Origin of the sequence: Metabacillus sp. Hm71 (assembly GCF_051842955.2) — a bacterium.
Taxonomy (GTDB): Bacteria; Bacillota; Bacilli; order Bacillales; family Bacillaceae; genus Metabacillus.
Map to the genome: position 1 here is coordinate 3,249,901 of NZ_CM200278.1, position 22,911 is coordinate 3,272,811.

Genomic DNA, 22,911 nt, shown 5'->3' on the forward strand with positions numbered 1-22,911 from the left:
AAAAATTTATTCCCTGGTTTTTTTAAATTTTTTTTGTGATTTTTGTAAAGCTTTAAGACTCCCAAAGTATAAAAAAAGTCGATCAAAAGTAAGTAGGTAAAATCCAATAAATGTAAACCCTGTTAAAGATATTAAAAAAAATGGTATTGGATTTATCAGGAACCATACAGAAAAAATTCGGTGCAAAAAAAGGTTAATTCCTTTGTTTATAATTAAGAGGGTGATTAAAAGAAGAAGCATTACTAATAATTGTCCTTTTGATATAGATTCATTTGCCCAACTAACAAACCTTGAACCGCATGTGACTACTAGTAATCCGTATATAAGAACAATCAATAAAATTGTTAAAAGCTTTAATAACAAATTAATTCGTATAGTCTTAAAAGATCGTTTGCTTGCAATTTCAAGAAGATTTTTATAATAAGAATCAATTACAGGTGATGAAATCCATGAATCAATCTTAAAGAATTGATATCTTTCCGCTTTTAATGAAGGATTTGTAACTAAATTTTTTATGTTCTTTTTTCCAAATTCAAACTGACTTATTTTATAGCCGTCAAGCATTAAAGAAAAAGCTTCTACGTCAGAAAATGAGTCTAAATCTGTTCTTATTCGGGAAAGAAGATCTTGAACATATTTATTTACTCCAAAAGCCTCGGAAGATTGTTCTATATTATAAAGTTTAGTTTCTCCCTTAAGATTATGTCTTTTATCAAAGTAAGAAACTTTCTTTACTGGTAACCCTTTTTTTAAATGTAATAGAGCAACATTATCTGAATGTTCCTTAAGTATATTGGACAATTGTTGCTCTCGTAGGTTGTCCATTAAAATACTATTTGAACGTTTGATTACATTTGATATCTGTACCTTGGGTTCCCTTTCATCTTTCATTTGTCCTGATGCATCACTTATTATAAAATGTGTGCAATTTAATCGTTCATCTAATAATCCACTTATCCCTTGATTATCATGGACACCGCCATCAACTAATTGTATTCGTATCTTCTCATCATAAAGATCACTAATAGCAAGAGGGGCAAAAATTCCAGGCACACAAGCTGAAGCGGCAACGGCTATACCAAGTTCAAAATCATCGTGTTTATATATGTCTTCATATGATTCCACTCTTTTCAGTTGAAAGTTTTTATCAAATTTTTTTCTTAATTGGTCTAACTGTGTTTCCCCCATATCCGAAGCACTAAAACACCAGTTATGGCCATTATTCAAGATAGTAGCATTTATAAGAAGTATTGGTACTTTTGCTTTTCTATTTTCATTATCCTTAAGTGGGTGAAAAGAATTACTTTCACCACATGGTATGATTATTAAATCCTTCATTTTTATAGGCTCGGTATTATTTGTATCAAGAACTTTTCTGTATAAAAATTTATCATAAAGTTCTCCAATATGATCACTTCGTGAGTAATTAGGCAATATCATTTTTAGATTTTTTAATGGATTTAGAAAGGTTCTTAAACGCAAATTTTTTTGGACTACTTTTAGAAAATCAACTTCAATTTTTGCAATTATTTTCTGATAGTCTTCATCTCTAATATCATTATCTCTCTTTTCTTCCAGTAGTTTTTTTACATGAAGATAATAGAGTGAGCCAATAATAGAGCCACCTGAAACAGTAGAAATTACTTCAACAGAACGAAGCAAACCCAAATCAGCCATCCTTGCTAGTACTCCGATATGAAAGAATGATGCTCGAAATCCCCCTCCAGAAAGGGCCAGTCCTAATTTTTTTGAATTTTCCTCCTTCATAACCAATGGCTCCTTTTTATTTCTTTTAATATTTTTTATTAATAATATAACTAAAATTTATGTTTTCTTTTTTTTTAGTTTTTATGCTGTGAAAAAATAAATAAAACAGACCTTACCCTTATCCATCCTTCAGATCACTTTTCCAGTCGAGAGTTTTTGTCTTAGTAAAAAATCACACTTGATTATACGAACATTTGTTCCTATAATATTCCTTAAAGGAGCGTGATCTTTATGTATAGTGATCTTGAAAGGAAAATTTTCCGCATTTACTTTAATACCTCGATACATGGTAAAAGCCCTACACTTAAAGAACTGATGAGATGGACAGGAAAATCAGAAGCTGATGTGAGAGAAACTGTTATTTCTCTAATAAAGAAGGGTCTCATAGTTCGGGACAAAGACAATAACTTGATTGCAAATAGGATTAAAGTTAAATAATTACAAAATTTTTACAATTAAACAATAATTACTTTATCCTCTTATGATCTAATTTACATAGGACAAAATAATCATAGGAGGTTTTTTTATGGTAAAAACAGTCTTAACTTTAGCTGAAATGACACTAATTTCAAAACTATATTTTGAAGAAAAAATGACTGTAGAAGAAATAGAGCGCGTTACTCCTTTTGATTCCATCACATTAAATTTGATAATAGAAGACAAATCAACTAATTAAGCCCCTCCATTAGGAAGGGCATTTTATTTTAGATTACTTTATACGACCAATTACGTTCTTTAAGCCATACTTCAAATTCTTGTCTCACTTTTGGAGATAATCCACCCGTTAAGGCTGTAGGGTTTGCCCCATCACTTGTATATTGAATTTGCGCCCACCATTTTTTATTATCAAAATACTTGCAGATTTCAGCAACCATTTCGGGTGATAAACCACCTGTTCTAATTTGAACGCTTTCTACTTTAGGATTTGGCTCAGGTAATTTTTTGCCTGAAATTGATTCAGCAATAGCTTTACAAATTTCATTGAACTTACTCTTGTAAAGTAGCACATCTGCCTTTGAATCAACAAAACAAACCTCAATTAAGATTGCAGCTTTTTTTGTGCCATTTAAGAACCCCAAGTTTGTACGTTTCTTAGCCCCACGATTTTTTACCCCACTTGCCTTTGCAATTGCAGCTGCTACTTTTTCTGCAATAAGCCTTCCAGATTCTGAAATATAAAGAACCTCTACACCACGAGGATCATTCGTTTTAGAAGCAGCGTTAAGGTGAACTGAAACATCTAGATCACGGCTTCCTCAATACATTCACCTACACCTATATATTTCATCAGTTAAATATTCAAGATGCACTTTGTATTTTCCTGCTTTTGCACAAAACTGCCCCGTTACTTGAATAAGAAAAGCTGCCACTACGACAGCTCTTCAACTCTTGAACCCGTTAGTGGATCAACAAGCTCAATTTATCTATGTAAAATCATCTGGTCTGTTTCTTTAAATCCAAGTGATTTGTATAGCTTTTTTGCATTATCACTGGCTAATAGACGGATGGTATTTATATCTTTTTTAGTAAACCAATCTAACACTTCGTTTGTTAACATTTTTGCATAACCTTGATTTCTAAACATCGGCTCTACATAAACATCACCAATAAACCCATATTCTTCATCCTTATAAAAACAGTAAGGAATATCTTCTTTGATAAATGACCCAGCACACGCAACAATATTGTTTTCGTGTTCAATGACAAAGTGAATAGCTTTTTCTATTTCATACAATTCTTTGTAGGTCTCCTCAACAACCTGAACAAAATCATCTCTAAGAAGGTGTTCCATTCCAACTTCTTTAAACATTTTCTGTTTAAGCAGTGTTATTGCAGGAATATCTAATATTGTTGCAGTTCGTATCAAATTACTCTCCCCCTCTTACGTCTAAAGTGTGGTAATGAGCCTTTAAATGCTTGTTCTCTTATAATGGGTATCACAATTTTTTTCAAAGCATTATTCATCATTGTCTTGCATTAGATTCCATTTCTGCTCTCCTTTATTATGTTTCATAACTATTCTGCCCCATTAATGCTCTACTCCATTTTGAAATAAATTACCGTTAATGAAACAACATTAAACTAAACCTATTAAAGACAAAGCAATTATTATCAAAAAGGTAGTTGAACCAATCCAACTAAAGATGTATTCTTTATTTTCCTTATCATACTTCCATTCTTGAATACCCCTTATTAACCAAATAAAAGTTAGAAGTGCCCACGTAAATATAAAAGGATCATTAACAAATTGAATAAAAATATTACTTATTAGCAAAACAAGAAATATAATGAATGTATACTTTTCAGCAAGTGCGTAGTTTTTATTAAAATGTTCATATCTCCCAAAAAATCCTTTATGTTTTACTCTTAAAAGTTTCCTTAGTAAAAAATCAACTATAAACATAGTCAATATAATCCATATCAAAGCCATAATTTAGTCTTCTCTTTCCTAATATTATAGAACTATATATTAAAACCCTACTTTCTATTAAACTGCACTCAATAAGAAAAGCCGCCAAAAATGGCAACTGGATCTTTAATTTACGTACCTCGTTAGTTTTAAAGCCAACCTATATACATACAAAGCTGATTTTGATCAAAATATCCAGTTAAAGAATGTGTAAACTCCAATTAATGTAAAGATAATTATTAAAATTATTATTGATAAACAACCAAATGTAACTAATTTATCTTCTAATGAATCTTCGGGTTCGGGTTCTTCCATCAATATTTCTTTCACTTTATTTTGTGTAGAGGTAATTGCCTGGTCTAATTCTAGTCGTTTTAAGATTTCAGTATTACCTTTATATTTTAAAGCTCTTGCTATTCTAATAGGATCATTTCCCATTGATTTTTCAAAAACAATACACGCTTTTATCATTTCTGGTGTTTTGTTTTCTTCTAAATACCAGTATCGACCTGCCATAGAAGGATGTTTTAATTCAAAATATATCTCGCCTAACTTTTTACGGAGTTCTAATTCATTAGGATAGGTTGATATTAACCCGTGTAGTCTATCCCTTGCTTTCCCTAAATCATTTTTTAAAATATCTTCTTCTATTTTTTTTAGGGTATTAACAGGCATCTTTTCTATGAAAAACACCTCATTTTATTTTTTTCTTCACCTTTATTTCTCGATTGTTCATATTAATTCCTTCTCCAACAAAACTGCATAGTTAGTCGAATAAGAAAAATGCCTTGCTCCTTATTGAAGCAAAGCACCTGTTAGCGCAGTTGATGGGACTATTCGTATCCAGGTGCACCGGTGTAATGGCTGTCCGTGAGCGACCGTAAGTTACTGTCATTGGCGTTTATTTTCTTCGCTTTGACGGATGATCTCGTCAACGACGTGATCAATCGGTGCCGTGGCGTCGATTATAATCCCGTTTTTGGGAACGCCTTCTTTCGTTTGATACATGCGCTTACTGATTTCCCGTTCCTCTGGTCTGCCACCCCAGTCAGTTGGGTCCAGTGCCACTCTCTCATCAATCCGCCGGAGAGAGGTTTCCAGGTCGACATCAAGGACAAACACGCCGTCGAAGAGATCGATGTATTTGTGAAAATTCCGCGAACCACCGCAGAAAAATGTTACCGCCTCATCCTGATTGGCGACTAAAGCTTTTACTTTATCTACATGCCAAATATGGTGTTCGGGTTTAAAGCCATCCGTCGGGGTACCAGTTTCCGGATCGCCTTGATAAACCAATTCACGGTCACCATGAATGGCATGGTAGCCGCGCCGCTGTAATTCGTTGCAGACCGTAGTTTTGCCGGAGCCGGAAACGCCTCCAATCAGATAATTCCTAATGCCCATGATTAGATCCTCCATTCAACTAGATAAGCACACTATATTAGATATGTCTTTCTGTCGCTAAATGCTTCTATAGTTTAAGTGCAAATCTTCACACCATCACCCTCTAATAAAGAATCCTCTTCTTCAATTATACTGCATCCGTAAGCTGAAAAAGAATCATCTAAAAATAGCTGAATGTAAAACACGTATTGCATCAACTGCGTGACTGCCCCAATGTATTTCAAAATTTATTTTCCATTCTGAGACAGCCCCTGTGTACTCATCTTTTTCATATAAGTGGATGCCTCTTTTCACGTCTTCGTAAATATCCAAGATGTCATCAGTTAAGCTAGCACCGACTGGTTCTTCTAATTGGTAAGGGTTAAAAACTTCCCAATAATGGTTATATTGGCCGAAATTAATCTGAGGAACAGATATATCTAAATTGGAAATTTCATCATCTTTTGGTTCAACATCTGGAAGATACAACGCTTTTGAATACAAATCCAAAAGGGAAGAAAGAAGATTATTTAATTTAAAGTTTTCCTTATTCCAATGCTCTATTAAGTTGCAATATTGCAAAGTCGACAAATAAAAAGCTTCAACCTCTTTATTTTTCATTTTATCTCCTCATCTTATAATTACATTTTTTTATATGGTAAAATTCACTTTTCTTATTGAACTATCCTGCTTTCGTTACTTGAATAAGAAAAAGCTGCCGTAACGACAGCCCTGATCTTCAACTCTTGCACCCTTTAGTTCAATAAGCATACGTTAAAATTTCAATTGAGATACCAAAAACACTTGTAATAGTATACTAAAGATTATGGCGAAAATTTTAATCCAGAGGTAATTTTTCTTTGATAAAACTGTCTGAGACCTTTCGATATATCCAACCACAATAAGCAAACCCAAAGCACCTATATATGGCTTGAAATAATTTAATTTCTCACTGCTCCAATTTGTATCAATAAAACTATAAAAGAACAGAAGAAGAAAAGTATAAGTTCCAATTACAAATATACCCTCTTTAATCTTTTCGAATTTCATATCATACCTACTTTTCTTGTTTTATCAAAATTAGGTGTGTATACATGCCAATTAAAATGTATTTATTAAATTGATTAGATGTTTGATTTTTAAAAGAGATAATAACTTTGAATCTATAGCCCTTATTTCATCGATGAATCTAAGGGATTTTACTCTTATTTCATCTCTAACAATTTTTATTGGTACACTTACGTTTTTAAATGAATAGTATCTTTTTCCCCTTAAATATTTTTCATTAGCACATATGTCTTTCATTCTATACATATCACAATAAACCTTACTAATTAAAACTATATCATTTTCAATCCTAAACTCTAACCAGATTGTAGAGTCCTCCAAGTATTTAATTGCTACATATTGATTATTATTCATAAGTTTCAAAGCCTCATTTAAAACTATAAAATGTGTTATTAACGATTCAGAATAACTTCTTTTAATTTCTTCCGAATCATCTTGATCAGGGTATAATATATACTCATTTTCTTTAATATTAATTGTAAATAATCCGTATATTTCTTCATATTCCAAAGAATTATCCGTTGTTTTTAAATAATCTATATCTTCATCAAATATCTCATATTTTATATTAAAAACTGAATTATTTTGAATCATTCTGATCAGTCCTTGCAGTATTAGATACCAATAATATTTCGTTTTTAATTCCCAAACTCCTTCTTCAACTATACTGCATCCGTTAGCACAACAAGAAAAAGCTGCCGCAAAGACAGCCCTGATCTTCAACTCTTGCTACCCTATAGTTTAATAAGAACTACTTTACTTCTAAAACGAATGCATAAAAAGCATCTCCATGAGATAGGTTCTCTTCCTTTTCATCCATCCACCATACACCATAAGAATAATAATAAACCCCTTTTTGTGTAGGTGCGGAAAAACCATTTTCTTTAACCAAGATTTCATTTTCATTACTTTCATTAATCTGTATAAGATGGAATTCATTTGGTTTTGGTTTATAGTCCATTATAAAAGATATTTTCTCACCAAGAATTACTTTAATAGGTTCTTTTCCCTTTAAAAGTTCAACAGGTCCAGCCGTATCAGCACATGTACCTTTCCAACAATAAGTGCCAAGTTTTGTTTCATACTTTTCATTACCAATTTTTATATATACCTCTGGAGGTTTTTCCCCTGACATTCCCTCTTTTGAACAACCCATAATGGTAAGACCAAAAAGAACTACTAAAATAAAAAGACATTTGTTCATAAACAACCCCCTTTATGGTTAAAGACGTATAAAATTACCAAAAGGTTACTCATATAGTTATTAAACTAAACTGCTTACGTTAGTTAAATAATCTTTGTTAAAAAGAGGTAATATCGTCCCATCCATATGCTAACTCAATTAGTTGTTTTCCAGAGATTTCAAGCGTTTTACTATCTATATTTTTACCACCCATTTTCTCATAAAAATAACGGGAACTATTATCTTTTAAGACCCAGACAAGTATTGTATTTATATTTAGTTTCAATAATTCATCTATTACAGCTTTGGTTAGTTGCTTACCTATCCCTTGAGCTTGATGACTCTGTAAAATATAAATTGAATATATTTCTTCGATATAATCCTCGTACTTTCCTGTTCTTTCTCTTCCGCCATCTGCAAAACCAATGATTTTACCGTCTTTGTCTTCGGCAACAAAGACATTTTTGTCACTTTAGGATTTATTTTGCACCTTTTTTAAGTGCTATTTTGCACATGGAACTTTAAAACCCAGCTACCTTCACATGAAAAGATTTCTGGGTTTCTTAATTATTTACATCCAATTATTTATAGAACTATTAGGATCCGACTAGTAAAAAAGCGACTACTTATTGTTCAGCAATCGCGCCCGAATAAGCTCTACATAATGTTTGCGAACTGTTTCACTAGACAGGTAGGTTTAACGAACTTCGCTTCATGTGCATTTCCATTAATATTTCTAAAAATAACCACTTTTTCCCAAACATCCGAATTACCTTTTAACCAACTGATCTATCATTTTATTTCCTTAACTAATTATTAAAATTTAAATATATTAATTTCCTTAATTATGTTATAAATATTTATAACAATTTCTTTTAAGGGGCGTGAAGTTTTGAATAGATACTTTGCCCTCTCTATTTTGGTTATAATATATAGCTTTTCCTGTTATTTTATTTACGATTACCCACAAGCTATTGATGTTCAAGAAATCAATCTTGTTGAAAACCAAAATTCAGAATACCTAATTGATGATAATGGAAAACTAAAGGATATTAATGTTATCATGGCAACTGTTTTAGTCATGATTATCTTAATTATTACTAGTTCCTTTAATCTGATTTCTATATTTACTAGAAGACTTATGCTAATTACCACCATTTTTTATCAATCCAATTACGTGATCAACTCCTTTGAATAAATATCTAATAACCATAATTTCAAAGGAGAAATGAAAAAATGATGTGGATTCGATTTATTATGATGGGTATGTTAACGGTGACTATTACTGCATGTTCTTCATCACCTTCCCCAAAAGACCAAGATGATAAGAATGCGGCTCAGGATGAAACGAAAAAAGAAGAACATGATATACATTGGTCTTATTCTGGGGATACTGGACCAGAATATTGGGCTGCCTTAGACTCGTCTCTTAAAGCATGCGGAAGGGGAATGGAACAATCTCCCATCAACTTAGAAGATGCAAAAGCAAATGCAACTTCAGAGGCAAATATCCAAATCAATTATCAGCCGAGCTCTTTTACAATTAAAAATAATGGACATACTGTGCAAGCAGATGCAAACACAGACGGAAACTCTATTGTTATTGATGGTAAGGAATATAAATTAGTTCAATTCCATTTCCATGTTCCATCTGAACATCAAATGGAAGGAAAAAATTTGGATATGGAGATACATTTAGTACATAAAAATGCAGACGATCAATTAGCTGTACTTGGTGTATTGATGAAGGTAGGAAAAGAGAATAAAACTCTAGCAGAACTCTGGTCTAAGCTACCGAAGGAAGAATCAGAAGAAAATATTCTATTGGAAGAGGAAATTAATCTTTCCTCTTTATTACCTCAAGACAAAACGGCGTACCATTATAACGGATCCCTAACCACCCCACCTTGTTCAGAAGGGGTAAAGTGGACAGTTTTTGCGGAACCGATTTCAGTATCTCAAGAACAAATTGACCTATTCGCATCCGTCTTCCCAGACAATCATCGACCAGTTCAACCTTGGAACGATCGCGATGTATATGAGGTTTTAACTCATGAAGATTGACCTTAGATTTTGTCGTCCTAAGCTATAAGATCTATTCTTATTTATACTTCAATAGAAAAAAGGTGAGCCAGAAATTATTTTTCGGCTCACCTTTTTTCCTTTTTGAAAATCCTTAGATTACGTCTCTTCATTTTGTTCAACAATCTGGCCCGATTGCTGAACAAAATTAAAAAAGCAGGACATTTCATAAATAAGTTATTATTTGTTCCAAAACTCGTCCTTTTCTGAACATGCTTATTTTTGATTAGATAGGGGCGTTTTTTATCGTCTTAAATGTAATAAAACCCTGTTCATTATTCTATGTTCAATAACCTGTTTATTTTTATCTTATGTTACAATGAAAGCAGAGTAAAAATTAAAAAGAGTGATAATTGGTGTTAATTGGATATGCACGTGTGTCAACAGGATTACAAAATTTAGATTTACAAACAGATGCGTTAACACAACATGGTTGTACGAAAATTTTTCACGATAAAATGAGTGGAGCAAAAAAACAACGTCCCGGTTTAGAGGAAGCACTTCAGTATGTACGTGAAGGCGATACAATTGTCGTTTGGCGGTTGGACCGACTAGGACGCAACATGCAAGATTTGATTCAAATTGTGAACAGTTTAAATGAACGGGGTGTTGGCTTTCATAGTCTGCAAGAAAACCTAACAATGGATAAAAGTAATGCAACGGGCCAATTAATGTTTCACTTGTTCGCAGCGTTTGCGGAATTTGAACGTAATCTGATTGAAGAACGCTCGGCTGCAGGACGAGCAGCTGCAAAAGCACGTGGGCGTTTAGGTGGGCGTCCAGAAAAGTATGGACCAAAAGATATTGAAATGATGAAGGCTTTAATTGAAAATGGTACACCAATTAAAGATGTTGCTGAAAAGTGGGGCGTGTCTCGGACGACGATTTATCGATATTTAGAATGATAGTAAATAATGAAGAAACCCAGCTTATCTTCTAATGTAAAGGTAGCTGGGTTTTAAATTTTGGTGTGCAAAATAACACTTAAAATAAGCGCAAATTATCGGTCAAAGTGACATATTTTCTTTTGAAATGTTGTTTTCCCATAATTTTTCTCGCTTTTCATAAGTCAACTGATTTAAATATTCATCTGGAACAATATTTTGATAGGTGGTCTTCCAAATATCAACGTGTACTTTAGCTATTCCATTCGCATCTGATAAAACGGCTTTTCTTATATTCATTAAATCACCTCGTTTTATCTTCTATATTCAACAAACTTATTCAACAAACCTGCACCGTTACTTGAAGAAGAAAATGTCTGTATTTTAGCACTAATAATTTAATACGATAAAATTTTATATTATATCCTTCTTCCCCTTTTTATTTTAGGGGTTTTATTTTACAATAAAGCAGGAACAAGTGTTCTATTCGTGTGTTTTGGATTCTACAAAAATATACCATAAATCATCAGAAATATAAGCAATAATTAATATGAGGTGATTTCATGCGTACAGCTATCTACATTCGTGTATCAACTGATGAACAAGCAAAGGAAGGTTATTCCATTCGAGCACAAACTGACCGTCTAAAAGCCTACTGTGTGTCTCAGGGATGGTCTGTAGTGGATTTCTTTATAGATGATGGTATAAGTAAGTGCCAAGGATATGAAAAGGCCCGAATTAAAGCGAATGCTAAAGCATATTGAGCAAGGACTAGTCGATTGCGTTTTAGTCTACCGTCTTGACCGTCTAACTCGTTCTGTAATTGATTTATATAAACTTTTAGAAATATTTGATAAATACAATTGTAAATTTAAAAGTGCTACGGAGGTTTATGATACTACATCTGCAATGGGTCGAATGTTTATCACAATTGTTGCTGCTCTTGCGCAATGGGAACGCGAGAACCTCTCAGAGCGTGTCCGTATGGGGATGGAGCAAAAAGCTAAGGAAGGAAAATGGGTAATCAACATCCCTCCTTTCGGCTATGAAATCGACAAAGAAAACGATACTCTTCTTATTAATAAAGATGAAGCAGAAATCGTTCGTAAAATTTATGATCTCTACTTGTCTGGAAAAGGCATGCTTAAAATAGCTAATGAATTGAACGTAATGAATATTAAAACTAAAACAGGTCGTGTTTGGACAAGAGAAAAAATTAGTTATGTCTTAAGAAATCCTGTTTACAAAGGAACAATGCGTTATAACTACCGCGTTAATACTGAACAGTATTTTGAAATTGAAAATGCTGTCCCTGCAATCATAGATAAAGATATTTTTAATAAAGTACAAAAGATTATAAATGACAGGAGTGTTGTACATCCAAGGTCTGCAACAAGTAAGTTTATTTTCTCTGGTGTTGCCAAGTGTTCAAGATGTGGAGCTCCTATGTGTGGTAAATACGGTGGTATGACTCGTGGCAATAAAAAGTATGTATCGTTGTCTTATGTTTGTTCTAACAAAGCTTTAGGTTTATGTGACCAGAAAAATATGTCTGAACGGTTCATTGAGCAACACTTTTTAAAGGAACTTGAAAAAATAAAAATAGAAACTGATATCTTGACCGATGTTTCATCTACTAAAGATGCAGATCGAGCAAACCATAAAATATCATCTTTGCGTGCTGAATTGGAGTTATTAGAAAAAAGACGTAAAAAGTGGCAGTATGCCTGGGTAAATGAGATGTTAACTGATGAGGATTTCACTAAGAGAATGAATGAAGAAAACTTAAAAGAAGAGGAAATTAAAAAACAGCTCTCTTCCCTTCACCCTATCAATGAAAAAATGAGTCCTAATGAAATGATCGAGGTTTTAAACAATGTTCGTGAAAATTGGGAACACATGGACTCGCTTGAAAAGAAAATGTTACTTCAGATGCTCGTGAAAAGGATTGATTTAGATAAGATCGGTGATCGGCCGGTTGTTGAGAGTTTAGTTATCACTGATATTGAGTTTTATTAATCTTCTTTTTACTAGTTGCTTCTTCAACTAAAGAAGCAGTTTTGTTTAATAACAACAGGAATAACCCTTGAAGAGAACTATTATCGTATTAACTTAAATTTTAATTATGAACCTTATTAATTCCATTATGGAATTAAAAGGGTGGTTATTATTTATTAGAACAATAAAATCTTAAATGGTAAAATCAATTTATTGAAAATTGTAATAAATGCAAGGGAGGGGAATCATGGTTGGATACAAAAATGGCTCGAAATCGTGCTGAATTATCTGGAAAGTTAACAAATGTATTAGATTCCAGAACGTTAACAAACTCACACAAAAGGCTTGCAGAAATTATTACGGAAGGCATGGCAATTCTTGATGTTGGATGTGGTACAGGGGCAATTACTAGAGGCATAGCAGAAGCTGTGGGTCCAAATGGACGTGTAGTAGGAATTGACAGTAATCCAACCTTAATTCAAAAAGCACGTCAATCATATGGCGAAATACCAGGATTATCATTTGAAACAGGTGACATTTATAATCTTCCTTATGAACAACAATTTGACATTGTTACCTGTTCACGGGTTTTAATATGGTTATCCGAACCATTAAAAGGATTGAAAATGATGACATCTGCTGCAAAAATTGGAGGTCGCATTTTAATTGCGGATTATAACCATGATAAGATTTCATGGAATCCCCTGCCACCTTCAAGTATGCTCAACTTTTACGCTGCCTATTTGAAATGGCGTGCAGAAGCAGGTATGGATAATACAATTGCCGATAACCTTCCTGGACTTTTTCAAAAAGTTGGTATAGAAGATATTACTATAACCCCCATTCATGAGGTCACAAATAGAAGGGACCCTGATTTTCAAACTCGCATTGGGATATGGGCCGATGCTGCATCAAGCAGAGGAGTTCAAATGGCGAGAGACGGTTTTATTTGTGAACAGGATTATGTGAGTGCTGAAAACGATTATCGAGAATGGATGATGCGTGATGCTGAATCTTTAACTATGTATATGTTAGCAGTTGAAGGAGTAAGGCTCTATTAAAGCCCCACTAAAATTAGCAACTATTTATACTTATACTATGTTGTTAATCAACTAACTGGTGCATTAGTTAAACAAGTTAGTAATATGCATGGTCCTATTGTCCTGACTAGGTGCCTAGTCTGGTCAATAGGACTAGGCATTTTTATTAAACTAAGTCTAATTCTTACTTATTTAATATAGAGGTTATTGTTGTCTTCTTAATGTTTTACTGATAGCTTGAGCTTCAGACAGAAGAGTTTTTATGATTGAACTTTTTCCGAATAAAAGCGATGAAAAGTAGCATTATCGGTACTATTATTTGCAATGGTACAAGGAAATAAAGAAAATAATTATATCCCAATCCAATTTTTAAATGTTCAACAAAGTCAGTTGCAATTAATAGTGATAAGGGGGTAATAATAAAACCCAGAGCAAGTAGTACCGATTTAGAATGATTTAGCTTGAATAATTGATAGATTGCAATGGATGCACCAAATATCCAACTTCCAACCTTAAAAAATACTCCTGATACCATCATTAATATAATCAATACATCAAAACGTTCAAGAAAATCCGCAATTGAAACCATGCGAGTAGCTGTTAGAAGAGGAAAAAAATCCCTACCGTAAATTTGGGGTCCTAAAACAGATAATACAATAATAGAATTAATTGTAAGCAATACTCCCCCAACTAAAATGATAAACATACCTACTTTTCTTATATTCCTTTTATTGTTTAAAAAAGGAAAAAACATCATGATGATAAATGTTTCTCCAAATGGGAAGTTTACTCCGCCAGGATAAACCTCTTTTAAAATTGGTTTAACACCGTTTCCTAATACAGGGGTAAGATTTTTAAGATTGAATGATTCAATACTAAATAACAGAATCCAAACCACAATCAGTGACATCATGTAAATTGGAAAGATTATTTCCCCCATTCTTCCAAAAGTCTCAATTCCACCCCGAAGACAATAGATCATTAGCACCATAAAACTTCCAATAACAATAACGGTTGGGGTATCAACCAACATTGTTGTTGTAATCAGTTCTCCTAAATCTCGAGAACCCCTAGAAGCAGCATAGATAAAATAAAAAATATATACCATGATTAAAGGATAAGAAAGATACTTTCCTATAATTTTAGGTATCATTGAAACAATTGTATCACCTGGATAATAGGCCGATAATTGCGTAAAAACACCCATTAAAATTAGCCCACTTAACATTCCAATCACCATAACTAACCATGCATCTTGCTTAGCTCCTGCACCATATCCAAAAAGCATTGTTGTTCCTAACTCAAATCCAATTATTATATAAAAAAGTTGGAGTGAACTTATTTTTTCCTGCTTCATAATTCGTCTCCCTAAACTTCCCTAGAAAAAAGATTTTCAATTATCCCAAATCAAAACGAAATTTCATTTTTGTTTATTATTACCAAGTATGAACACATTATGCCAGATAGTAGAACAAGTTCTCACAGTATCGAATGAATATTGTATACAAAAACATAATCGTGCTTATAGGCAATGAAAAGGGATTTTCTAAAATCTAAGATCCTTTTATACTGCTTATTGAAAACTAAACACGTTTATTAATAATCCTATTTACAACTACTTCTGGTTTCAAGTGTTCTCAATGTTGTTTTTATTTAATGTTTCCTTTTTATACTTTAAATTAATGTGGGAACCCCCTGTTTCTAACTTAAATATAGGTTTATAAAAAGGATCTTCGTTGAAGATCTCTTTTTGTGCAGCTGGCCCTTCACCCCTTGGATAGTCATGACTATGAAATAAGATTGCATTGGCCCGGCATGGAAGGGATAGTATCTAGGGGCGACGTGGAGAAAGCGTGCATAGTACGGAAAAAAGTGAAGTTTGGAATTCACTTCTTTAATCTCGCATGCCTACATGTAGCCTTGGCCAATTATAAAAAAATGTGAAATTTCTGTAATAATAGGGTGTTTCATATCATCACAAATAGGGTATGGTAGAGATGGACCTATATATATTCGGGTTAATCAGTTCTGAGAATTGGAGCCGCCGGTTGAACGGGGAGTTGATTCAGTTTCATCCCGCAAACTGGTAAATACACTTGGTTAAATATTAGGTAAAATAACCCTATGTGTGACTACCATATATTGATAATGTATTAAGGATCTATAACCTGTATGTCCTTGTTATGACTATATTCTTGAGCCTAATGGGTGAACCGGAAGCCAACATGGAGCAGGTTTTAATAGTGGTTTTGTTAATATATATTTTCTAGTAGGACTATTTGGAGAACAAAGATAAATTATTTTTGTTTTTATTGGTTATGGCATTTATTATTACGATGAGAACCGCATTTGCATGATTAAAGTGAACGCTCCATTCTTTTGTTAAAAGCTATTTTTTATGATGAATTGAATTCAAAAATGCCTTTTACTTTGAAAAATCTTAAATAAATATGTTAAAACAGATGGGGATATCTTTAACAAATAAAGAATTATAGTAAAAAGGCTTTTCTCTCGTGAATACAATTCAAGATAAAATAAACGAGGAGATTTCAATGGATACGACTTTTAGCAAAAAAGAGAATATCAATGATTTTATTATTGAAAACAGAAATATTTTTCAAAAAAAACTATTATCAGAGGCCGTTACTGTAGCACCCAAAATTAATGAAATTTTACAAAAGGGTAATATTAATCTTTTGGAAAATGCTGAAAAGCTTTCCCTCTATGTCATAGAGAATAAAGAAGATCAACTAATTAAGTTTGCTCAACAAGAAGGAATCATCTGGGCAAAACATGCCTTAACCCTCGCCCTTAAACTGGAGTGGGTACAGGTAATAAGACGAACGATATGGTATTTTCTATATCATTTTGACGAGCTAAATGGTAATTCAAGAAACCGAGATGAGTTTTTTGAACTTGAGAAGCTGATTAATAACAGACTCGACAAATTTATAAACAATTTTTTCATTAGCTATTCAAATTACAAGGATGATTTAATTAAATCGCAAAGGAAATTAGTTGAGCATCTATCTGTTCCAATCATTCCAGTTAGCAAATCTGTTGCTGTTTTGCCATTAATTGGAATGATCGATGGATATCGTATAAAGATTATTGAAGAAAAAGCATTAATAGAGATATCAAATTTAAGGATTCAACGATTGATTATGGATATGTCAGGAATAGCCGATATGGAAGTAGATGTCATAGACCACTTCATAAAGGTATTAAATGCTATTTCGATGATGGGATGTAAACCAATCCTTACAGGGCTACGTCCCGAACTAGTAAGGAAAATGGTCCATTCAGGAATATCCTTTGAAGAGAAAGCAGAAACAAAAGGTACATTACAACAAACATTATGGGAGTATTTATCTATGGATCAAGCTTACTAAACTATATATTCATTAATAAATTGTGCCGGCAAATAAGTAATAATAACCCTCACCTTTCCAGGTGGGGTTTTGTGCTTTAATTAAATAATTATCCTCGAATATACGAACATTTGTTCATGAAATATTTATTTAAGGAGCGTGGTCTCTATGTATAGTGACCTTGAAAGGAAAATTTTTCGCATTTATTTTAATACTTCAATCCATGGTAAAAGCCCTACACTCAAAGAATTAATAAGTCTACGGTTATTTCTCTAATTAAGAAGGGTCTTATTGTGAGGGACAAAGACAATAACTTGATTGCAAATAGGATTATAGTCAAATAATTACAAAGAATTTACAAAGATTAACCTTTTATTAACAATTTCTTAAAACTAGTATTTTACTCTTATAACAAAAACCTATGAGGTGCAAGATGCATATCGGTGAAAGACTTAAAGCAATTAGATTAGCAAAAGGACTTACTCAAGCAGATGTTTCAGAAATGATTAACGTAGATAAAGGGCTTCATTTCTAGAGCTGAAAGAAGCTCAAATGTTGGAAGTTTATTATTGAGAAAACTTTGTATAGTTTATAATGCTTCATCTTCTTATGCATTGGAATTAGAAGACAATCAATTTGATTTGGAAACAAAATGGACTCGATTAATTAATTTAGCTGAGGGCAATAATTTATCTTATAATGATGTATTTGTTATTGTAAAGAATTTCATTAGAACAAATGAAGAAATAAAGTCAAACTGAAGATGCATTCCACAAAATTGTTAGATGAGTATTTTAGAACTTCACAATAAATTTACTTTTATTTAACCGTTCCTTAATAGAAAATTAGAACTATAAGAAGAACTCCTTATTGAAAATAATACAAGGAGTTGATTGGTTTTGAAAGTTCGGAAAATACGTTGTCCTGAATGTGGAGTATGGTTCGAAGGAACAGACGTGGTTTATATCAATGAGCATTACACTTTGATGCATGAAGAGTGCTCACAATCCACACTTTCTCCAATTATGGATAAAGGTAATTACTTATAAAGAGGACAAAGATATTTTAAGTGGACAATTAAGCCCCTCCATTAGGAAGGGCTTTTTAAATTTAATTGTCCAAGTTAATTAAAATTCCTTATTCAACTAACGAAAGGTTTGTTCAATAAGAAATTTCAATTTACAAAGCTGTTATCTGTATTTTAGAATGTAATGAATAAACTAGGAGGGGAAAAAATGGATGAGATTGCATTAATTATTATAGATGTACAAAAAGCATTTGATGATAAAAAATGGGGAGAGCGTAATAATCTAAACGCAGAAATAAATATAAGCAATATATTAAAGCTTTGGAGAGAAAAAAATTGGCGGGTTATTTACATACAACATATGTCCGATAATCCTTCTTCGGTTTTTTATCCTAAGAATGAGGGATTTGAATTTAAAGAAATCGTTAAACCTATTAATGGAGAAGTAATTATAACTAAGAAGGTAAATAGTAGTTTTATAGGTACTAATTTTGAAAAGTATTTAAGAGAAAATCAAATATCAACAGTAGTTATAACTGGTTTAACTACACCTCATTGTGTATCTACAACCACTCGAATGAGTGGAAATTTAGGTTTCAAAACTTACCTTATTTCAGATGCAACTGCAGCCTTTGGTATGAAAGACCAAAATAATACTTATTATAATGCTGAAACTATCCATAATGTATCTTTAGCTACATTACATAACGAATTTGCTACTGTACTTACAACAGAGAAATTGATTAAAAAGTTTAGTACCTAAACTTCTTTAATGGTGCATTACTTCAATAATGGGGTAATGTCGTTCTTTTATTATTCAAGTAATGGTACAGTTTAATTTCATAAGGTTTTAATTTGTACTAACTATCCTAGAGATTTAAAATTCATTAAAAAATACAAGAGGTATATTTGGTATGAAGATAAGTAAACAAAACGCAGAACATTGCATATGGGGAGATGCTTGTGATGGATGGCATCTAGTAAAAAATAAAGAATTAAGTATCATTCACGAACGGATGGCCGTAAACACTTCAGAAGTAAGGCATTTTCATAAACAAGCACGTCAATTTTTCTATGTTTTATCTGGCACTGCCACGTTAGAAGTCAATGGTGAACGTATAATTTTGAACTCTCAAGAGGGAGTTGAAATAGCACCTTTAATCAACTTGATGTTAAATGCTCCTTCATGTGTATCAAAACCTGTATTCGAGCAACCTTGGGCAAACCTACTTACATTTGTATTTGCACTCCTTCCATAGCTTTCGTAGTCTGTTGATCCTGCAGGTATATCATTCGTATTTGTTGTATAACCATGTCTGCAATCTATAAAAAGGCTTGAAAACACATTTCCATATTCGCAAGATATATCATTAATTCCATATCCATAACAACCACCAGAAGGATTGTTTTTCAGATTCTTCACTTTAAGATCTGATAGGGTGCATCTATATAAACCGACTAATGTTAAGAACGAAGCATATCCTCTTAAACATCTAACATTGTGAATAGATACATCTTGTGCTGCTCTAATAGATACTAAAGTTACATTCCATCCGTTTGTATCACCTTCAGGCAAAGAATCAAAGTTATCCCCTCAATGTATACCCCATACTTTTCAGCAATGTCTTTGTATTTCATACCTTTAACATAATCATTTTCAGCAAGTACATATTTTTCAGCCATGCTACATCACCTGCCACCCCCGATTATTTAAGTTGTTTTGGAAAATAAAAAAAGCACCCCGAAGGATACTAAAAAGTAAGGTAAATTCTAAAATTTATTAGTATTGTTTGTGTTTTTTACATTTTTTTCTAGGCGTACAACGTGGATTATTCAAATCACTTCCACAATCGTATTCCTGAACATAGGTTTCATTCTCAAAAGATTCTGTTAATGGATAGTAATTTTCAACTCTAACAATATTTCTTTGCACATTGGTAATATGAGTTGGATGAACACTTCTAATAGTACGTTGATTTGTTGTAGTATTTACAATATTTTCTGTAGGTGAATAAACTGTTTCTACATTATTTCCATTTCCATTGTCAAAAGCTCCAGCAACATTGTTACCATTGTCGAATGCACCTGCGACATTACCATTTCTACCGCCAAAACCATTTCTACCAGAACCATAACAACTTTTACGTCCCATAGAAATTTCCCCTTTCTTTATAAATACCTTACAATATAAATTATTAATAAAGGGAAATTTTGACTTACCAAATTAACTAAATCTATTAAAATATGCTATTAAATCAATTAAATACTATATTTGAAAACTCAAAAATTATAACTCAGCCGTGCCGACCTCCCTCTTATTTTAGCAAGCCGATTTTTGACTTTGCAATTTCGGAACGTTTGGAACATCTGATTCACAGAACTTATCAACTATACTTTCTCTTATTCTTCTAATATGTGAGTGGGAAAGTCCCATATGCATTGCAATCCCTCTATAGCTTTTTCCTTCAAGTAGCCAATGGTGAACCTCTATTTCACGGGCATCTTTAATTAAATGAATACGATCTGGATAACAGAAATTTTATTTTCATATTTATATATAACCATCCTTCTCTTGTCTCTACGAAGAGCTTCACGGTAAATAGGATCGCCTGTCAGCCCTAAAGGTTTTGGTTGACTTGCTTCTATCCCGTATTGAGCTGTTAACCCTTCCCCTGCATCCTCCAGAGATTCACGCAAAATCTTAATTGAATTAATCATCCAGTGATAACTTTTAAGAATGTTTTCAATTTCTCTTCTATTCATTTACATTCTCCTCTGTAACAAAATAAAAAGGACACTAATCAAAACACAGTAAATCTGTGAAAAGATCAGTGTCCTCCAGATGGCCGGTAGAACTATTTGTTTCTTTTGCTCATTTTATCTAATTTTCGCATTTTTCTTTAATGCGTATAATTGTATTTCCAACCCCTTACTTTAAGTAAGATTGAAAAGCATACTCTTTAGGATGGGGGAGTCCTAAGGGCCTTCTTGTTTTATTAAAAGAAATTAATATATAATCCAAAAGTCTTCTATCACTATCATAGGTTTCGAACCTTGGATCTTGTTGATCAGCGTGTATTCTTGTTACATTCCAATATGCATCTTCTAAGTAACCATATATAAGCCCCTCTAGAATAGGATCTGTAAGCTCAGGATTATCATCGATAATATCCTTTATACTATCTAATTGATCTTGATCAATACCCTCGTATCCATCACCAGGAATAATTCTTTCAACTAATATTTTGTATATAGGTACATATAACTCAGTTAGAACCTGTTCAGTATATTTTGAAGAAGCAGTACGTTTTTCTTTAATATACCCAAATAAATTAGATGCAAATGCAGTTAAAACCGCAGTGGCAAATATCTTCCAAAACTCAGTCAAAACTCTTCCCCCTCATCAAACTTAACGCGTTTCACCTTTCCTTGATGAGTGATTATTTTGGTTTCACCATGTAGAAGGTAATTCGGTTATTTTAGCCTTACCTTCGCACAAAACAATGGCAAAACTTCCTTTTAGTTCCATTATATCAATCTCTAGTCTCATTGTACTAGGGTCTATTTTTAATTTATGTAACCTCAGAAAGACCCCTCCCTGTCGAATTATTTATATAGAGGAAATCTCCTTATATAAAATTTGTACCCCCTATTCCGTATTAAACTCTGTAACAATAGTATTGGAGGTTTTTTTATAAAGTATTTCTAGGAATGCTTTTTACTCTAGCAGCTGTAAAATTAATACTATCAATAATAGGTATCGATATCCTTTAAAAATCAAGTTGCTCCTTGGCTTTTTATGTAAAACATGCTATTAGTAACAATTCATGTTAAAACTGAATATAATCAAACATCGCTATTATTTATACTCTTATTCTAAGGCTGTTAAAACATTAACAGTCTTTTTTTATGCATTAATGTTCATAATAAAATATGAAAGGTGTGAGCAAAATGGATTTCCCCACAATACATACAAATTTTTGGGATGCTGTAATTGCCGTTCCAGTTGTAATGTTGATTACTCAACTCATAAAAATATGTTTCAAAGTCAACAAAAAATATGTTCCGACAATTGCTCTTATTCTGGGATTAGGCATTTCAATTTTTATAAGCCATCGCCACGATTTTATAGCTGGTCTTTTTATGGGTTGGTTTTATGGTTATGCTGCAATCGGGTCTTATGCTTCATTAAAAACAACGTGGGTATCATTTAGAAATAAATAGGATATTTTTTTATTGATGGATTTGCACTTTACCCCAAAAAAATCATATTCTTTATTAAAACAAGAAAACGTCTATCGTAAGTAACTACCACTATATGTGGTAGTACATAAGTTACATTAAGTATTTTTATTTTTTTAATAGGAAACACTATACCAGAATTTAATTTAATCCAATCAATCTTTTTAGGAGTAATATAAATGAATAATAACTCCCACAAAAAGGTATTAATTGATTTAATATTTATCATAATCCAAATTATTTGTATCATAGGGCTTATGCTCACTGGGTCTATTGATTTCATGAGAATGGCTATTACAGATCTTATTTTTTGGTTAATTTATATGATTGTCGAATATAAACAAAAGTGGATTATCCCTATTTATGTTCGAATTGTAGTTATGCTGTCGATAATTAGTAATGTTTATTTAGGTGAATTATTTTTTTTATGTCACTTCAACTTTATTTGACCGAGTA

Annotated in this window: 26 protein-coding genes and 5 pseudogenes; 14 read left to right on the forward strand and 17 right to left on the reverse strand. The window is 32.5% G+C overall.

What is annotated here, in order from left to right:
• Window positions 1-6: 6 nt before the first annotated feature.
• A complete protein-coding gene (locus tag ACSVDH_RS15875; RefSeq protein WP_439251234.1) occupies window positions 7-1,767 on the reverse strand; it encodes a patatin-like phospholipase family protein in 1,761 nt (586 codons plus the stop codon).
• Between the two features lie 526 nt (window positions 1,768-2,293).
• On the opposite strand from ACSVDH_RS15875, the gene ACSVDH_RS15880 reads away from it, so the two are divergent.
• The gene (locus ACSVDH_RS15880; protein ID WP_439251236.1) at window positions 2,294-2,443 is read left to right on the forward strand and encodes a hypothetical protein; all 150 of its coding nucleotides are present in this window, start codon (window positions 2,294-2,296) and stop codon (window positions 2,441-2,443) included.
• 28 nt (window positions 2,444-2,471) lie between these two features.
• On the opposite strand, the pseudogene ACSVDH_RS15885 reads toward ACSVDH_RS15880, so the two are convergent.
• From ACSVDH_RS15885 to ACSVDH_RS15925, 9 genes and pseudogenes are all read right to left on the reverse strand, one after another.
• Window positions 2,472-3,002 (reverse strand): annotated as a pseudogene (locus ACSVDH_RS15885) (N-acetylmuramoyl-L-alanine amidase); the annotation flags it as partial.
• Between the two features lie 185 nt (window positions 3,003-3,187).
• The gene (locus ACSVDH_RS15890; RefSeq protein ID WP_046517094.1) at window positions 3,188-3,634 is read right to left on the reverse strand and encodes a GNAT family N-acetyltransferase; all 447 of its coding nucleotides are present in this window, start codon (window positions 3,632-3,634) and stop codon (window positions 3,188-3,190) included.
• Window positions 3,635-3,844: 210 nt separating this feature from the next.
• Window positions 3,845-4,198, reverse strand: a complete 354-nt coding sequence (locus ACSVDH_RS15895) for a DUF4181 domain-containing protein (protein WP_439251237.1) — start codon at window positions 4,196-4,198, stop codon at window positions 3,845-3,847.
• A gap of 165 nt (window positions 4,199-4,363) precedes the next feature.
• Window positions 4,364-4,852, reverse strand: coding sequence for a DUF6584 family protein (locus ACSVDH_RS15900; RefSeq protein ID WP_439251238.1), 489 nt, complete (start codon window positions 4,850-4,852; stop codon window positions 4,364-4,366).
• A gap of 216 nt (window positions 4,853-5,068) precedes the next feature.
• On the reverse strand, window positions 5,069-5,581 hold the full coding sequence (locus tag ACSVDH_RS15905) for an AAA family ATPase (protein WP_439251239.1): 513 nt from the start codon (window positions 5,579-5,581) through the stop codon (window positions 5,069-5,071).
• 156 nt (window positions 5,582-5,737) lie between these two features.
• Window positions 5,738-6,181: a DUF5063 domain-containing protein gene (locus tag ACSVDH_RS15910; protein WP_439251241.1), complete on the reverse strand. Its 444-nt coding sequence runs from the start codon at window positions 6,179-6,181 to the stop codon at window positions 5,738-5,740.
• Between the two features lie 480 nt (window positions 6,182-6,661).
• Window positions 6,662-7,351 carry a hypothetical protein gene (locus ACSVDH_RS15915; RefSeq protein WP_439251242.1) on the reverse strand — a complete coding sequence of 230 codons (690 nt, stop codon included), beginning with the start codon at window positions 7,349-7,351 and terminating at the stop codon, window positions 6,662-6,664.
• A 28-nt stretch (window positions 7,352-7,379) separates the two neighbouring features.
• Window positions 7,380-7,832, reverse strand: coding sequence for a hypothetical protein (locus tag ACSVDH_RS15920; RefSeq protein WP_439251547.1), 453 nt, complete (start codon window positions 7,830-7,832; stop codon window positions 7,380-7,382).
• A gap of 97 nt (window positions 7,833-7,929) precedes the next feature.
• Window positions 7,930-8,268, reverse strand: a pseudogene (locus tag ACSVDH_RS15925) (GNAT family N-acetyltransferase); the annotation flags it as partial.
• A gap of 435 nt (window positions 8,269-8,703) precedes the next feature.
• On the opposite strand from ACSVDH_RS15925, the gene ACSVDH_RS15930 reads away from it, so the two are divergent.
• The 3 genes from ACSVDH_RS15930 to ACSVDH_RS15940 all read left to right on the forward strand — a co-directional run bounded on the left by ACSVDH_RS15930 (window position 8,704) and on the right by ACSVDH_RS15940 (window position 10,798).
• A complete protein-coding gene (locus ACSVDH_RS15930; RefSeq protein WP_439251243.1) occupies window positions 8,704-9,009 on the forward strand; it encodes a hypothetical protein in 306 nt (101 codons plus the stop codon).
• Between the two features lie 38 nt (window positions 9,010-9,047).
• Window positions 9,048-9,875, forward strand: a complete 828-nt coding sequence (locus tag ACSVDH_RS15935; protein WP_439251244.1) for a carbonic anhydrase — start codon at window positions 9,048-9,050, stop codon at window positions 9,873-9,875.
• 374 nt (window positions 9,876-10,249) lie between these two features.
• On the forward strand, window positions 10,250-10,798 hold the full coding sequence (locus ACSVDH_RS15940; protein ID WP_439251245.1) for a recombinase family protein: 549 nt from the start codon (window positions 10,250-10,252) through the stop codon (window positions 10,796-10,798).
• Between the two features lie 117 nt (window positions 10,799-10,915).
• On the opposite strand, the pseudogene ACSVDH_RS15945 reads toward ACSVDH_RS15940, so the two are convergent.
• Window positions 10,916-11,077: pseudogene (locus tag ACSVDH_RS15945) on the reverse strand (GNAT family N-acetyltransferase); the annotation flags it as partial.
• 263 nt (window positions 11,078-11,340) lie between these two features.
• Between ACSVDH_RS15945 and ACSVDH_RS15950 the strand changes: the two are divergent.
• The 3 genes from ACSVDH_RS15950 (at window position 11,341) to ACSVDH_RS15960 (ending at window position 13,836) form a co-directional block, all read left to right on the forward strand.
• Complete coding sequence (locus ACSVDH_RS15950; protein ID WP_439251246.1) at window positions 11,341-11,541, forward strand: recombinase family protein; 201 nt, start codon at window positions 11,341-11,343, stop codon at window positions 11,539-11,541.
• Window positions 11,525-12,796: a recombinase family protein gene (locus ACSVDH_RS15955; RefSeq protein WP_518616625.1), complete on the forward strand. Its 1,272-nt coding sequence runs from the start codon at window positions 11,525-11,527 to the stop codon at window positions 12,794-12,796. The genes ACSVDH_RS15950 and ACSVDH_RS15955 overlap by 17 nt, the downstream gene beginning before the upstream one ends.
• 230 nt (window positions 12,797-13,026) lie before the next feature.
• A complete protein-coding gene (locus ACSVDH_RS15960; protein ID WP_439251249.1) occupies window positions 13,027-13,836 on the forward strand; it encodes a methyltransferase domain-containing protein in 810 nt (269 codons plus the stop codon).
• A 223-nt stretch (window positions 13,837-14,059) separates the two neighbouring features.
• Here the strand turns inward: ACSVDH_RS15960 and ACSVDH_RS15965 are convergent, their stop codons facing one another.
• On the reverse strand, window positions 14,060-15,172 hold the full coding sequence (locus tag ACSVDH_RS15965; RefSeq protein WP_439251251.1) for a GerAB/ArcD/ProY family transporter: 1,113 nt from the start codon (window positions 15,170-15,172) through the stop codon (window positions 14,060-14,062).
• 1,195 nt (window positions 15,173-16,367) lie between these two features.
• On the opposite strand from ACSVDH_RS15965, the gene ACSVDH_RS15970 reads away from it, so the two are divergent.
• From ACSVDH_RS15970 to ACSVDH_RS15990, 5 genes are all read left to right on the forward strand, one after another.
• Window positions 16,368-17,207, forward strand: a complete 840-nt coding sequence (locus tag ACSVDH_RS15970) for an STAS domain-containing protein (protein WP_439251252.1) — start codon at window positions 16,368-16,370, stop codon at window positions 17,205-17,207.
• A 412-nt stretch (window positions 17,208-17,619) separates the two neighbouring features.
• Window positions 17,620-17,721 carry a helix-turn-helix domain-containing protein gene (locus ACSVDH_RS15975; RefSeq protein ID WP_439251254.1) on the forward strand — a complete coding sequence of 34 codons (102 nt, stop codon included), beginning with the start codon at window positions 17,620-17,622 and terminating at the stop codon, window positions 17,719-17,721.
• A gap of 364 nt (window positions 17,722-18,085) precedes the next feature.
• Complete coding sequence (locus ACSVDH_RS15980) at window positions 18,086-18,235, forward strand: hypothetical protein (protein ID WP_439251256.1); 150 nt, start codon at window positions 18,086-18,088, stop codon at window positions 18,233-18,235.
• Between the two features lie 186 nt (window positions 18,236-18,421).
• Window positions 18,422-18,976 (forward strand): cysteine hydrolase family protein, encoded by a 555-nt coding sequence (locus ACSVDH_RS15985; protein WP_439251257.1) that lies wholly within the window; start codon window positions 18,422-18,424, stop codon window positions 18,974-18,976.
• Window positions 18,977-19,127: 151 nt separating this feature from the next.
• The gene (locus tag ACSVDH_RS15990; protein ID WP_439251258.1) at window positions 19,128-19,472 is read left to right on the forward strand and encodes a cupin domain-containing protein; all 345 of its coding nucleotides are present in this window, start codon (window positions 19,128-19,130) and stop codon (window positions 19,470-19,472) included.
• A gap of 328 nt (window positions 19,473-19,800) precedes the next feature.
• Here ACSVDH_RS15990 and ACSVDH_RS15995 read toward each other — a convergent pair.
• The 5 genes and pseudogenes from ACSVDH_RS15995 to ACSVDH_RS16015 all read right to left on the reverse strand — a co-directional run.
• Window positions 19,801-19,896, reverse strand: a pseudogene (locus ACSVDH_RS15995) (phage terminase small subunit); the annotation flags it as partial.
• A 97-nt stretch (window positions 19,897-19,993) separates the two neighbouring features.
• Entirely contained in the window at window positions 19,994-20,365 is a 372-nt protein-coding gene (locus ACSVDH_RS16000; RefSeq protein WP_439251260.1) for a spore coat protein, read from the reverse strand.
• A 356-nt stretch (window positions 20,366-20,721) separates the two neighbouring features.
• Window positions 20,722-20,976 (reverse strand): hypothetical protein, encoded by a 255-nt coding sequence (locus ACSVDH_RS16005; RefSeq protein ID WP_439251261.1) that lies wholly within the window; start codon window positions 20,974-20,976, stop codon window positions 20,722-20,724.
• Between the two features lie 166 nt (window positions 20,977-21,142).
• A complete protein-coding gene (locus ACSVDH_RS16010) occupies window positions 21,143-21,601 on the reverse strand; it encodes a hypothetical protein (protein ID WP_439251262.1) in 459 nt (152 codons plus the stop codon).
• Window positions 21,598-21,763: pseudogene (locus tag ACSVDH_RS16015) on the reverse strand (XtrA/YqaO family protein). The gene ACSVDH_RS16010 and the pseudogene ACSVDH_RS16015 overlap by 4 nt, the downstream one beginning before the upstream one ends.
• 401 nt (window positions 21,764-22,164) lie before the next feature.
• Here ACSVDH_RS16015 and ACSVDH_RS16020 point away from each other — a divergent pair.
• Window positions 22,165-22,437, forward strand: a complete 273-nt coding sequence (locus ACSVDH_RS16020; protein WP_439251264.1) for a hypothetical protein — start codon at window positions 22,165-22,167, stop codon at window positions 22,435-22,437.
• 197 nt (window positions 22,438-22,634) lie between these two features.
• Window positions 22,635-22,904: a hypothetical protein gene (locus ACSVDH_RS16025; protein WP_439251265.1), complete on the forward strand. Its 270-nt coding sequence runs from the start codon at window positions 22,635-22,637 to the stop codon at window positions 22,902-22,904.
• The last annotated feature ends 7 nt before the right edge of the window (window positions 22,905-22,911 follow it).

What these genes read in the sequence shown, in the direction of transcription:
- ACSVDH_RS15985 (WP_439251257.1), top strand. Translation starts at nt 18,422, where the DNA reads ATGGATGAGATTGCATTAATTATTATAGATGTACAAAAAGCATTTGAT.
- ACSVDH_RS15875 (WP_439251234.1), bottom strand. Translation starts at nt 1,767, where the DNA reads ATGAAGGAGGAAAATTCAAAAAAATTAGGACTGGCCCTTTCTGGAGGG.
- ACSVDH_RS15990 (WP_439251258.1), top strand. Translation starts at nt 19,128, where the DNA reads ATGAAGATAAGTAAACAAAACGCAGAACATTGCATATGGGGAGATGCT.
- ACSVDH_RS16000 (WP_439251260.1), bottom strand. Translation starts at nt 20,365, where the DNA reads ATGGGACGTAAAAGTTGTTATGGTTCTGGTAGAAATGGTTTTGGCGGT.
- ACSVDH_RS15880 (WP_439251236.1), top strand. Translation starts at nt 2,294, where the DNA reads ATGGTAAAAACAGTCTTAACTTTAGCTGAAATGACACTAATTTCAAAA.
- ACSVDH_RS15975 (WP_439251254.1), top strand. Translation starts at nt 17,620, where the DNA reads ATGCATATCGGTGAAAGACTTAAAGCAATTAGATTAGCAAAAGGACTT.
- ACSVDH_RS15920 (WP_439251547.1), bottom strand. Translation starts at nt 7,832, where the DNA reads ATGAACAAATGTCTTTTTATTTTAGTAGTTCTTTTTGGTCTTACCATT.
- ACSVDH_RS15910 (WP_439251241.1), bottom strand. Translation starts at nt 6,181, where the DNA reads ATGAAAAATAAAGAGGTTGAAGCTTTTTATTTGTCGACTTTGCAATAT.
- ACSVDH_RS15900 (WP_439251238.1), bottom strand. Translation starts at nt 4,852, where the DNA reads ATGCCTGTTAATACCCTAAAAAAAATAGAAGAAGATATTTTAAAAAAT.
- ACSVDH_RS16020 (WP_439251264.1), top strand. Translation starts at nt 22,165, where the DNA reads ATGGATTTCCCCACAATACATACAAATTTTTGGGATGCTGTAATTGCC.
- ACSVDH_RS15955 (WP_518616625.1), top strand. Translation starts at nt 11,525, where the DNA reads ATGCTAAAGCATATTGAGCAAGGACTAGTCGATTGCGTTTTAGTCTAC.
- ACSVDH_RS15965 (WP_439251251.1), bottom strand. Translation starts at nt 15,172, where the DNA reads ATGAAGCAGGAAAAAATAAGTTCACTCCAACTTTTTTATATAATAATT.
- ACSVDH_RS16005 (WP_439251261.1), bottom strand. Translation starts at nt 20,976, where the DNA reads ATGAATAGAAGAGAAATTGAAAACATTCTTAAAAGTTATCACTGGATG.
- ACSVDH_RS15895 (WP_439251237.1), bottom strand. Translation starts at nt 4,198, where the DNA reads ATGGCTTTGATATGGATTATATTGACTATGTTTATAGTTGATTTTTTA.
- ACSVDH_RS16025 (WP_439251265.1), top strand. Translation starts at nt 22,635, where the DNA reads ATGAATAATAACTCCCACAAAAAGGTATTAATTGATTTAATATTTATC.
- ACSVDH_RS15970 (WP_439251252.1), top strand. Translation starts at nt 16,368, where the DNA reads ATGGATACGACTTTTAGCAAAAAAGAGAATATCAATGATTTTATTATT.
- ACSVDH_RS15950 (WP_439251246.1), top strand. Translation starts at nt 11,341, where the DNA reads ATGCGTACAGCTATCTACATTCGTGTATCAACTGATGAACAAGCAAAG.
- ACSVDH_RS15935 (WP_439251244.1), top strand. Translation starts at nt 9,048, where the DNA reads ATGATGTGGATTCGATTTATTATGATGGGTATGTTAACGGTGACTATT.
- ACSVDH_RS15905 (WP_439251239.1), bottom strand. Translation starts at nt 5,581, where the DNA reads ATGGGCATTAGGAATTATCTGATTGGAGGCGTTTCCGGCTCCGGCAAA.